Source organism: Streptomyces sp. NTH33, from assembly GCF_003236365.1.
In the GTDB taxonomy this organism is placed as follows: domain Bacteria; phylum Actinomycetota; class Actinomycetes; order Streptomycetales; family Streptomycetaceae; genus Streptomyces.
Genome location: NZ_POTZ01000026.1, coordinates 20,276 through 30,491, shown reverse-complemented (window position 1 = coordinate 30,491; position 10,216 = coordinate 20,276). Strand labels below are relative to the sequence as shown.

General features: G+C 72.8%; 9 protein-coding genes. 3 read left to right on the top strand and 6 right to left on the bottom strand.

Annotated elements, in window-relative coordinates; all coding sequences use genetic code 11:
• Positions 1–162: 162 nt before the first annotated feature.
• Complete coding sequence (locus C1I97_RS04725) at positions 163–636, bottom strand: MarR family winged helix-turn-helix transcriptional regulator (protein ID WP_111001960.1); 474 nt, start codon at positions 634–636, stop codon at positions 163–165.
• 129 nt (positions 637–765) lie between these two features.
• Positions 766–1,551 (bottom strand): polysaccharide deacetylase family protein, encoded by a 786-nt coding sequence (locus tag C1I97_RS04720; RefSeq protein ID WP_111001957.1) that lies wholly within the window; start codon positions 1,549–1,551, stop codon positions 766–768.
• A gap of 520 nt (positions 1,552–2,071) precedes the next feature.
• On the opposite strand from C1I97_RS04720, the gene C1I97_RS04715 reads away from it, so the two are divergent.
• Positions 2,072–2,515: a VOC family protein gene (locus tag C1I97_RS04715; protein WP_111001956.1), complete on the top strand. Its 444-nt coding sequence runs from the start codon at positions 2,072–2,074 to the stop codon at positions 2,513–2,515.
• Positions 2,516–2,571: 56 nt separating this feature from the next.
• Here C1I97_RS04715 and C1I97_RS04710 read toward each other — a convergent pair whose 3' ends face one another.
• The 4 genes from C1I97_RS04710 to C1I97_RS04695 all read right to left on the bottom strand — a co-directional run bounded on the left by C1I97_RS04710 (position 2,572) and on the right by C1I97_RS04695 (position 6,183).
• Entirely contained in the window at positions 2,572–3,531 is a 960-nt protein-coding gene (locus C1I97_RS04710; protein WP_111001959.1) for a DUF5996 family protein, read from the bottom strand.
• 262 nt (positions 3,532–3,793) lie between these two features.
• A complete protein-coding gene (locus C1I97_RS04705; protein ID WP_181446564.1) occupies positions 3,794–4,249 on the bottom strand; it encodes an alpha/beta fold hydrolase in 456 nt (151 codons plus the stop codon).
• A gap of 132 nt (positions 4,250–4,381) precedes the next feature.
• Positions 4,382–5,032 (bottom strand): response regulator, encoded by a 651-nt coding sequence (locus C1I97_RS04700; protein ID WP_220040792.1) that lies wholly within the window; start codon positions 5,030–5,032, stop codon positions 4,382–4,384.
• Positions 5,029–6,183 carry a GAF domain-containing sensor histidine kinase gene (locus tag C1I97_RS04695; protein WP_181446563.1) on the bottom strand — a complete coding sequence of 385 codons (1,155 nt, stop codon included), beginning with the start codon at positions 6,181–6,183 and terminating at the stop codon, positions 5,029–5,031. The genes C1I97_RS04700 and C1I97_RS04695 overlap by 4 nt, the downstream gene beginning before the upstream one ends.
• Positions 6,184–6,581: 398 nt before the next feature.
• On the opposite strand from C1I97_RS04695, the gene C1I97_RS04690 reads away from it, so the two are divergent.
• Both C1I97_RS04690 and C1I97_RS04685 read left to right on the top strand, forming a co-directional pair.
• Complete coding sequence (locus tag C1I97_RS04690; protein ID WP_111001953.1) at positions 6,582–8,462, top strand: propionyl-CoA synthetase; 1,881 nt, start codon at positions 6,582–6,584, stop codon at positions 8,460–8,462.
• Positions 8,463–8,645: 183 nt separating this feature from the next.
• Positions 8,646–10,166 carry an acetyl-CoA hydrolase/transferase family protein gene (locus C1I97_RS04685; protein WP_111001952.1) on the top strand — a complete coding sequence of 507 codons (1,521 nt, stop codon included), beginning with the start codon at positions 8,646–8,648 and terminating at the stop codon, positions 10,164–10,166.
• Positions 10,167–10,216: the final 50 nt, after the last annotated feature.

Sequence of the window (10,216 nt, the reverse complement as noted above, 5' to 3'; positions counted from 1 at the left end):
GGGCGGGGTACTCGGGGCCGAGAACGCCGAGGACCGCCCTCAAGGACCGTCCTCGGAAGCAGGCAAGCAGGCAGGCAGGCAGGCAGGGAGGAAGTAAGTAAGTAAGTAAGCGGGAGACGGGCGCCTCACCGCAGGAACAGGCGCGGGTCCGTGACCCTGCCGTCAGCAGGCCGCGGCGTGGAGGTGGCGCGTCAGCACTTTGAGCGCCCCGACGGCGGAACCGAGCGCGTCCAGCTCTCCGTCGGTGAGGGACAGGATCGCCTGGCCGAGGTGGCTCTCCTCGAGAGCACGCACCTCGGCGATCCGCTGCCGCGAGGACTCCGTGAGGTGGAGGTGGGCGATCCGCTTGTCGGCGGCGTCCTGCCGGCGCTCCAGTTCTCCCCGCTCCGTGAGCTGGGAGACCAGGGCGCTGACATTGTTGGGCTTCATCAGCAGAGCCTCGGCCGCCTCGCGGACCGTGGCTCCCTCCCGCTGTGCGACGAACCGCAGCAGCGCGAGCTGCCCCTCGGGCGGCTTGGGGTGGGGATACTCCGCGGCGACCCGCCGCTCCAGGGCCCGGTGCAGCGCGGGCAGGCATGCCGCGAGCTCAGAGGCCACGCGGGCGATGCGCTGTTCGGGCGCGCTGCTTGCGGACATGCTCGCCATTATTGGTATGAGCTCATACCTAAGTCAAATCGGCCCTGGTCAGGCCACCTCGATGCCCGTCCCGCGGTCATCCCGTGACGCCTCCGGCTCCGGGGTCGGCGGTGCCCCGCACGCGACCGGTCACTCGTACACCTCACCTGGCCGGGGCTTGGCCGGGGCGAGGAGCTGGGTGACGGTGACGAAGGTGTAGCCGCGGGCCTCGAGGGCGGAGACGATGCCGGGAACCGCGGCGACCGTACCGTTGTAGCCGCGGTCGGTGGGGTCCACCCGGTCGTGCAGCAGGATGATCCCTCCGGGACCGGTCTGGGCCAGGATCCGGCGGGTGATCAGCGCCGAGTCGGTGGTCTGGTAGTCGGACGCGCTGGCGCTCCACAGGACCTGCGCCATGCCGAGCTGCCGGCAGATCGCGGCGATGGCCGCGCTCGTACGGCCCTGCGGCGGGCGCAGCAGGACCGGCCGGCGGCCGATGACCTTTGCCACGGCATCGCGGCCCTGGGTGATCTCCTTGCGCGCGTCGGCCGGACTGATCGTGGTGAGGATCCGGTGGGACCAGGTGAGGGTCTCCACCTCGTGGCCTTCCGCGGCCATCCGCCTGACCGTTCCCGGGTGCCTCACGACATGGTTCTGGCCCAGCGTGAAGAACGTGGCGTGCGCGCCGTACCGGCGCAGGATGTCCAGGATGCGCGGGGTGCGGACGCTCGGCGAGTCGTCGAAGGTGAGCGCCACGCACTTCGCCTTCCGGCAGTCGACGGACCTGTCGGCGCTCCGGGCGAATCCGGCCGCCGCGCCGCTCGCCGACAGCGCCCGCTTCGTGCCCTCGACCCGCGACGTGACGTCGTTGCCATCGCAGCCGGACAGGGTGAACGCCAGCGCCGCCGCGGTCACCAGTGCGGTCGGCGCGCGCATCCGGTGCACCGACGTGGTCGCGTTCCGCGCGCGGCGTTCCCCGTCTGCCGGCGAAGGACCCCGGGCCCGCTCGGGCCGGAAAACACCCCGATGGGATAAACGAGGCATAGGGGGAGCCTAGCCCGGGCACGCACCGCGGGCACCCGGAGCCGGACGGCTCCAGGGCGACAGACCCGGGCCGGGGAGCCCGGACCGGGGTGGTCCACCGGCCCGCGGCGAGGGCCTCCGCGGCGGAGACGCCGAAGGCGGCGGTGGTATCGCGGATGCCGATCCGACCGCGCGCAGGCCGGCATGTCCTGGGAGGTGCCGTGACGGAGAGGGGTGAGCGTGGGCGGCGGCCGGTCGACGAAGGCCGTCGGTCAAGTCCGTGTGCGGGTGCCGCGCGGCCGACCGGGTCCTACTCTTGGTGCATGTCCGACTACACACCGGTGGTGAGTGCGGCCGCGACCAGTGGTCGCCCGGCGCGGCTCCGGTCCGCCGCACGGCCTTCCTCGCCGCCGATCCCGAGCGGGAGCGGCGGATGAACCCGGACGATCTTCCTGCGCCGGCCGAGGGGCTGGTGCTCACACACTTCTTCACCGTCTCCGACGTGCCGCGCTCCCGGGCGTTCTACGCCGACGTGCTGGGGGGAACGGTGGTGCTGGAGGAGAATCCCTGCATCATCAAGGTCGCCAACGGCTGGATCATCCTGAACCCCGGCGGCGGTCCCACCGACGACAAGCCCGACGTCGTACTGCGCCCACCGGACGACCCTCACACCGCCTCCAGCTTTCTGAACGTGCGAGTGGCCGACATTCACCGCTTTTACGACGAGGCCGTCGCGAAGGGAGCGGAGTTCCTCACCCCGCCCATCGACCGTTGCGCCGAGTTGCGTTGCTACCTGCGCGATCCGGACGGCTACCTCATCGAGGTGGGCCAGGCGACGGGGCTGCTCAAGGGCGAGCTGGCGCGCACCGACACCTGAACGGGAAGGTGGCCGCGGGGCGCCCCGACGGCGCGGTGCGCGGCTGCTGCAGGGCCTCAGCCGGAAGAGGGGTGGTGCTTGTGGGGCGGCAGCTGCGGGTCCGTCACTCCGCCCGGGCACGCCAGTGAGTCGACCTGCCATCCGGCGCGTCGGGCACCGGCCCGGTACGCGCTTTCGTAGAAGGCGAGCACGGCGGCACGCGGGTCGGCCTCGGTGCGGACCTCGCCGTACGGCAGTACGGCCAGGTGGCTGTTGTTCCGGGCGGTCCAGTGTGCCGCCGCGGGCCGGAGCGGGTCCTCGGTCAGGTGCGCCGGTTCCGGAGCGGTGTAGGAGTAGAACGCGGGCTCGGGGAAGGTGTCGTCTCCGAACCAGAAGCCAAAGCTGATCACCTCACGGGAGTACGCCTCCCGGGTGACCGGGTCGATCTGCTCGGGCTGTTCGATGCGACGATCGGAGAACCGGGTGTGCGCGATGTCGAAGGTGTGCCAGAAGTGGTGCACCGGGCTCACCTTCCCCGAATATCCGGCGGCGAATTCCTCCAGTACCGACGCCACCTGGCTGAGGACCCGCCAGTAGCGGTTGGCGTGCGAGGGATCGTAGGCCGCGTGCTCGGTGTCCTCGGCGAACGGCCGGCCGGAGTCGGGCAGGTCGAAGGGCCTGGGCACGTCGAGCCGCACCCGGATGCCCAGCGCGGCCAGCGAGTCCATGACCGCGTCGTGGAAGGACGCCACGGACTGGCCGATGAGCGGGACGGAGATCTCCCGGCCGTCCAGAGCCGAGACCACCAGCTGATGCGCGACGAAGTCGAAGTCCACCGTGAAGATCGGGTTGCCGTCGACCTGTCCCATCGGGCGAGTCGTGATACCGCGCCCCGTGAGGTGGAACGGGACGTTCCACCAGTGGTTGCGCCGGGTGCTGGCGGCGAGACGGACCTTCCCTACGATCTGCGCGAAGCGATGGAGCGTCTCTTTGGTGTCGCGCCACTCGGCGAGCGGGATCGGCGGGAACAGCTCCATGGTCATCACCCTTCCCTTGCGCCCGAGGCCCCCGACGGCCGGGCCGGGGCCTGGACGACCATGATGACCACGGCGGACAGGTGTGGCATCTCGTGAACCCGACAGGGGGAGAAGCGAGGGGTGGTGCCCGCCGGCGTCCGCTGGAACCAGGCACGCTCGACCCCCGCAGACGGCGCATGAGCCCCAGCAGGGTCAACGCCGACGACGGCACGGGCCGTTGCCGCGGTCGCGTGTCCGACAAGTCCCCTCCCGGCGTCGAAACTCATCGCCTGCCGTGCGCGAGCTCGTCGAGGAAGCCCGAGAGCAGGGTGTACAGAGTGCCGGGTTGCTCCAAGTGCAGGTCGTGACCGGTTCCGGGGATGCTGACGGCCTGGGTGACGGGTCCTTGACGGAGCATGCCGTCGACTTCGTGCGGCGCGATGGTGCCGGACTGGGCCAGAACCGCCAGGGTCGGGCACACGATCCGCTTCCACTCGTCCCAGAAGGAGCGTCGGGCATTCTCCGCCGGCGAGTTGGCCCTCACGTCCCGGTCGAAACGCGGCCACCAGCCACCATCGCGTTCTTCCAGGCCGGCTGCCCAGCCTTCGCCGACCGGGCCGCCGCCGAAGGAGGGAAGCAGCGGCCACCGGGTGACCGCGGCCCAGCACCCGCTCAACGACCGGGGAGCGTCGCTCGCCGTGGACAGGCGGTTCGGCCCGGGCACCGGCCGCAGCGGCATCGCGGCCTGCGGATACGTCTCCCTCGCCTCCCCGCGAGACGGAGCCGGACCCCACCGGACCGCCCGGCCCCACCAGATCACCAGGGGCAGTGACCGAATCCGCCGACGAAGTCCTTCAGGCCAGGGAGCACGTCAAAGGAGCCGGGCCTCGCTCGCCTTCGCGATGGCCTCGACCCGGTTGCGGGCGCCCAGCTTGTGCATCGCGGCCTGCAGATACGTCTTCACGGTGTTCCGCGTCAGGTTCAGCTCGGACGCGATCTCCGGATTGGTGTGCCCCATGGCGACCAGCCGCAACACGTCGTACTCCCGGCGCGTGATGCCGGCCTTCTTCAGCGAGCGGTGCGGGTCGGGGGCGTCGCCGCTGTCACCGAGCCGCGGGTCCGTCACCCGGCCGCCGGCGGCCACCGTGTGGATCGCGGCGGCGAGGTCCGGCGTCGCCGCGTCCTTCAGCAGGCACCCGTCGGCACCACGGGTCAGCGCGGTGCACACCGCCGCGTGGTCCCCGTACGCGGTGAAGACCAGCAACCGCACGGACGGCATCACCCGGCGCAGCCGGTCGATCGCCTCCGGGGCGAGCATGTCCGGCAGCCGCAGGTCGAGCAGGACCACGTCGGGCCGCAGCTCGGGCAGCAGCCGTACCGCCTCCTCGCCGGTCTGCGCACTGCCGACCACGGTGATCCGGGGATCGTTGCGCACCAGCAGCTGCACCCCGTCGCACACCACCGGGTGGTCGTCCACGACCATCACCCGCACCGGCCCGCGCCGTGCCGTCCGTCCGCTCACGGGCAGGGGATCCGTATCCGCACCGTGAGCCCGGCGTCGTCATGGGCGACCACCTGCAGGCTCCCTCCCAGTCGCGCCACGCGTTCCTCCACCGCGGTGAGCCCCATGCCTCCGGCCGCCCGCACCGTACCGCCTGCCGCACCGGAGGCCTCTCGCGGGTCCCCGGACCAGCCGACGCCGTCGTCGGCCACGACCGCCGTCAGGGTCCCGTCCGCCTCGGCGAGGCTCACCACGACCGAGGACGCGCGGGCGTGCTTCTCCACGTTCAGCAGCGCCTCCCGTACGGCCGTGAGGACCGCGCGGCAGCGGGCCGCGTCCAGCTCCGGAAGGTCCGTCAGGGTGAGCGAGCGGGTGGTGATCCCCGTCCGCGCCTGGAACGACCGGCAGTCCCCGGCGACCGCCGCCGGCAGCGAGCAGTCCGCAGGAGCGTCCGTCAGCGCCGCCAGCGAGCGCCGCAGCGCCGTCGAGGCCTCCGAGAGCTGCCGCTCCACGGTGCCCAGCCGCTCGGCGAACTCCAGCGTGGCGCCGGCGTCCGCCCGGAGGTCGCGCACCTGGGCGCCGATCGTGAACAGCATCGCCCCCACCGAGTCGTGCAGCGCCACTGCGATCCGCCGCCGCTCCGCCTGCGCCTCCGCGTCCCGCTGCGCCTGGGCCAGATCCGCCACCGTCAGCGCCAACGCCGTCGCGTCGGCGACCCCGGACAACGCGGTGACCGCGCGGTCGCCGAAGCCGGCGCGCTCCCGCCGGGCCACGTAGATCATCCCGATCACGCCGTTCTCGTCCCGGACGGGGACGCTCAGCATCGCGTGGATGCCCTCCGCGCCGATCGGCTCGTCGAAGTGGTGGGTGATCCCGCGGGAGCGCGCGTAGTCCCGCACCCGCCACGGCCGCTCGGTGGCGATCACCTTGCCGCCCAGTCCGAGGCCCGCCGGGACGACCAGGTTGTGCAGGCTCTCGCGCCGGGTGCCCGCCCACGAGCGCAGCACGGCCACCCCGCCGTCCTCGACGACGCCGACCAGGCCGATGTCGGCGCCGGTCACCTCGCGCGCCCTGCGTGAGGCCTCGCGCAGGGCCGCCGTGCGGTCGAGCAGGGCCAGCAGTGCCGCGTGCCGCGGGGGCAGCCCGCCGAAGGCGCCGTCCGTCGGGGACACGCCGCCCCTCCCGTCCCCGGGCGGCTCGCGGCGGCCGGACGGTCGTCCCGCGTCCGGCGCTGGTGGCCTGGTGCTCATGCCCTCCACTGTGGCATCCCGGGCGCGGGCCGGGCCATCCCGCCGGCCATGAGGGCTTCCCGTCCGGCCGAGGAAGTGTCCCCGGCGGCCGCGGGTGCTTCCCGTCCGGCCGAGGAAGTGTCCCCGGCGGTCGCGGGCGCTTCCTGTCCGGCCGTGGGGGTCTCCATCTGGAGGTGGTGGACGGCGCGCGGTGGTCGGATGATGGCTGATGAGCCGCCACCCCCTTCCGCCCCGGCAGCCCGGCGCCGGAGCGGATGTACCCCTGCGCGCGCGGGCGGGCCGTGCCGCGCGGACGGGACCACGAAGGAGTGAACCCGCAGATGGACGTCTACCGCGAGCTCCACCGGCGCAGCATCGCCGACCCCGGGACCTTCTGGACGGAGGCCGCCAAGGCCGTGACCTGGGACCGCGACCCGGTGCGCGTCCTGGACTCGGACCGGCCCCCCTTCCACCGCTGGTTCCCCGACGCCCGGATCAACACCTGCCGCAACGCCCTGGACCGCCACGTCGAGGCCGGCCACGGCGCCCGCACCGCCCTGATCCACGACAGCCCGGTCACCGGCACGAAGAGCAGCCTCACCTACACCGAACTGCTGGACCTGACCGCCCGGTTCGCGGGCGTGCTGCGCGGCCTCGGTGTCGGCAGGGGCGACCGGGTGATCATCTCCATGCCGATGGTGCCGCAGGCCGTGGTCGCGATGCTGGCCTGCGCCCGGCTCGGCGCCGTCCACTCCGTCGTCTTCGGCGGCTTCGCCGCGAAGGAACTCGCCGTGCGCATCGACGACGCCCGGCCCAAGGTCGTCGTCTCCGCCTCCTGCGGCGTCGAGGCCGGCCGCGTGGTGCCGTACCAGCCGATGCTCGACGAGGCGCTGCGTCTGGCCCGCCACACGCCCGAGCGCTGCGTGATCCTGCAGCGCCCGCAGGCCCCGGCCGACCTCACCGACCGGGACCTCGACTGGGACGAGGCGATGGCCGCCGCCGAACCCGCCGACTGCGTGACGGTCGCCGCGACCGACCCGCTGTACATCCTCTACACCTCGGGCACCACCGGCCGGCCCAAGGGCGTCGTCCGCGACAACGGCGGCCACGCCGTCGCCCTCGCCTGGAGCATGCGTCACATCTACGGCATCGGCCCCGGCGACGTGTGGTGGGCCGCCTCCGACGTCGGCTGGGTCGTCGGCCACTCCTACATCGTCTACGCCCCGCTGATCACCGGCGCCACGACCGTCGTCTACGAGGGCAAGCCCGTCGGCACCCCGGACGCGGGCGCCTTCTGGCGGGTGATCGCCGAGCACGGAGTGAAGGCCCTGTTCACCGCGCCCACCGCGATCCGCGCGATCAAGAAGCAGGACCCGGACGCGGCCCTGCTCGCCCGGCACGACCTGAGCGGCCTGCGCAGCCTCTTCCTCGCGGGCGAGCGCCTCGACACCGGCACGTACTCCTGGGCGACGCGCGCCCTCGGGGTGCCCGTCGTCGACAACTGGTGGCAGACCGAGACGGGCTGGCCCATCACCGCCGTCCCGCGCGGCGTCGAGGGCGTGGACATCCGGCCCGGCTCGCCCGGCGTGCCGATGCCCGGCTACGACCTGCGCATCCTCGACCCGAGCGGCCACGAGTGCGCCCCGGGCCAGGACGGCGCCGTGACCCTGCGGCTGCCGCTGCCGCCGGGCACCCTGCCGACGCTCTGGGAGGACGACGAGCGGTACGTGGCCTCGTACCTGTCCGCGTATCCGGGGCACTACCTCACCGGCGACGGCGGGCACGTCGACGAGGACGGCTACGTCTTCGTCACCGGCCGCACCGACGACGTCGTCAACGTCGCCGGGCACCGGCTGTCCACCGGCGTCATGGAGGAGGTCGTCGCAGCCCACCCCGATGTCGCGGAGTGCGCGGTGATCGCCGTGCGGGACGAGCTGAAGGGACAGGTGCCGCGGGCCCTGGTCGTCCTCAAGTCCGGCGCCGACACCACGCCCGACCGGCTGGAGCGGGAGATCGTCGCCGAGGTACGTGACCAGGTCGGCGCCGTCGCCTCCCTGAAGCAGGTCACCGTGGTGCCCGCGCTGCCGAAGACCCGCTCCGGGAAGATCCTGCGGGCGGCCATGCGCGACATCGCCGACGGCCGCGACACCCCGACGCCCGCCACGGTCGAGGACCCGGCCGTACTGCACGCACTGCGCCACACCCTCCGCCCCGAGGACTGAGCCGGGCCCCTCCCTCTCCGCCGCCCTGCGCGGGGGAGAGGCTCCCCCCACGTCGGGCGCGCACACCACGCCCCGCACCGCAGCCACCACCCGGCCGCGCCCCGCAGACCGGCGCGGCCGGCTGCGCACAACAACAGAGCACGACAGCAGAGCACGACAGCAGGAAGAGACGGACACAGACGGATGACGAACGGGTCCAGAATCCGGGACAGCAGGCTGGCACGCAGGATCGCCTCCGCCGACGAGGCGGCCGCGCTGATCCCGGCGGGCGCCACCGTCGGCATGAGCGGCTTCACCGGCGCCGGCTACCCGAAGGCGGTGCCGCAGGCGCTGGCGCGCCGCATCGCCGCGGCGGCCGAGGCCGGCGAACGGATGAGGGTCAGCGTGTGGACGGGCGCGTCCACCGCCCCCGAACTCGACGGCGTGCTCGCCGAGGCGGACGGCATCGACCTGCGGCTGCCGTACCAGTCGGACCCGACCACACGGCGCGAGATCAACGCCGGCCGGATGGAGTACCTCGACCTGCACCTCTCGCACGTGGCACAGATGGCCTGGCAGGGCTTCCTCGGCCCGCTGGACGTCGCCGTCGTCGAGGTCGGCGCGATCACCGAGGACGGCCGCCTCGTCCCGTCGTCGTCGGTCGGCAACAACAAGACCTGGATCGAACGCGCCGACACCGTGATCCTGGAGGTCAACTCCTGGCAGGCCGAGGCCCTGGAGGGCATGCACGACATCTACTACGGCACCGCCCTGCCCCCGCGGCGCGTCCCCGTGCCGATCATCCGGCCCACCGACCGCATCGGCACGCCCTACCTGCACTGCCCGCCGGAGAAGATCGCCGCGATCGTCGAGACCCACGCACCCGACCGCAACACCCCCTTCGCCGCACCCGACGAGACCTCCCGCCGCATCGCCGGTCACGTCCTGGACTTCCTGCGGGGCGAGGTGAAGCAGGGCAGGCTGCCGGAGAACCTGCTGCCGCTGCAGTCGGGCGTCGGGAACGTCGCCAACGCCGTACTCGCGGGCCTGGACGAGGGCCCGTTCGAACAGCTCACCGCCTACACCGAGGTCATCCAGGACGGGATGCTGGACCTCGTCGACAGCGGCAGACTCGTCGCCGTCTCGGCCACCGCGTTCTCGCTGAGCTCCGAGCGCGTCGAGCGGTTCAACGCCCGCGCCGCCGAGTACCGCGACCGGATCGTGCTCAGGCCGCAGGAGATCAGCAACCACCCCGAGGTCGTGCGCCGCCTGGGCTGCCTCGCCATGAACGGCATGATCGAGGCCGACCTCCACGGCAACGTCAACTCCACGCACATCATGGGCAGTCGTGTCCAGAACGGCATCGGAGGCTCCGGGGACTTCGCCCGCAACGGGCTCATCTCCTTCTTCCTCAGCCCGTCGACCGCGAAGAACGGTGCCATCTCGGCGATCGTCCCGATGGTGTCCCACGTCGACCACACCGAGCACGACGTCGACGTCGTCGTCACCGAGCAGGGCCTCGCCGACCTGCGCGGCCTGTCACCCAAGCAGCGCGCCCGCAGCATCATCGCCCACTGCGCCCATCCCGACTTCCGCCCGATGCTCGAGGACTACCACGAGCGGGCCCTGCGCGCCTCGCCCGGCCTGCACACCCCGCACCTGCTCGGCGAGGCGCTGTCCTGGCACACCCGCTACCTCGCCGAGGGCACCATGCGCGCCGGATGAGCGCCGGTCACGGAAGTGCCCGGCGCCACCGCCGCGCCGGCAGCCCCGTG

Coding starts and splice junctions, on each gene's coding strand:
- C1I97_RS04705 (WP_181446564.1), bottom strand. CDS start 4,249: ATGCCGCTGCGGCCGGTGCCCGGGCCGAACCGCCTGTCCACGGCGAGC.
- C1I97_RS04720 (WP_111001957.1), bottom strand. CDS start 1,551: ATGCGCGCGCCGACCGCACTGGTGACCGCGGCGGCGCTGGCGTTCACC.
- C1I97_RS04685 (WP_111001952.1), top strand. CDS start 8,646: ATGACGAACGGGTCCAGAATCCGGGACAGCAGGCTGGCACGCAGGATC.
- C1I97_RS04710 (WP_111001959.1), bottom strand. CDS start 3,531: ATGGAGCTGTTCCCGCCGATCCCGCTCGCCGAGTGGCGCGACACCAAA.
- C1I97_RS04690 (WP_111001953.1), top strand. CDS start 6,582: ATGGACGTCTACCGCGAGCTCCACCGGCGCAGCATCGCCGACCCCGGG.
- C1I97_RS04725 (WP_111001960.1), bottom strand. CDS start 636: ATGTCCGCAAGCAGCGCGCCCGAACAGCGCATCGCCCGCGTGGCCTCT.
- C1I97_RS04715 (WP_111001956.1), top strand. CDS start 2,072: ATGAACCCGGACGATCTTCCTGCGCCGGCCGAGGGGCTGGTGCTCACA.